This window comes from Aliivibrio sp. SR45-2, from assembly GCF_963890165.1.
Lineage (GTDB): Bacteria > Pseudomonadota > Gammaproteobacteria > Enterobacterales > Vibrionaceae > Aliivibrio > Aliivibrio salmonicida.
In genome coordinates this window covers 1-620 of record NZ_CAWPRC010000089.1, presented here as the reverse complement: position 1 = coordinate 620, position 620 = coordinate 1, and the positions used below count along the sequence as shown (strand labels likewise).

Here is a 620-nt window from a genome sequence, read left to right as displayed (position 1 = left end):
AGTGGTGCCGTGTACTTAACCCCGTCAATCACGATTACTCCAATTACTGGCGGAGTGATTAACGAGACTGACGCGGCCAATCTTATTATTAGCGGCACAACAACACGTTTTGACGCAGGTAAAGAGATCACGGTTGCATTCAGCAATTCAAAAGATAGCTCGTCGCTCCCAACAGTAACGGCAACGGTGGGCAGTGACGGCACTTGGACAGCGGCAGGCGTTAATTTAAGCAGTTGGAGTGATGGTACGATCACCGTAAAAGCAACGGGCTCAAATCAACACGGTATTGCTGCTGAAGCGGTTACCGAGACGGCGACACTTTCGACAGCGAAGCCAACGTTAATATCAGCGGTATCAAACCCGACATCGGGTAAAGCAGGCGATAAAATTGGAGTTACAGCGACTTTCTCTGTTGCCGTAGATAATGCGACGGCGAAGTTAGGCACAAGTGATGTGACGTGGAAGTCTGGTGAAGACACCGCGGTTTGGGTAGGCGAGGTGGAAATTCCAACTTCATCTGAAACGGATATGGAATGGACTTATACGATTCAAGGATTCAGTGATACTCACGGTAACCTCGGTGAACCAATCACCACTGGCTCGGTGTACTTAACGCCGTC

Annotated in this window: 1 protein-coding gene; it reads left to right on the top strand. The window is 49.5% G+C overall.

Going from position 1 to position 620, the window contains the following annotated elements; all coding sequences use genetic code 11:
- The coding region (locus AACV33_RS04280) for a hypothetical protein (RefSeq protein ID WP_182700745.1) at positions 1–620 on the top strand (620 nt) is incomplete at both ends.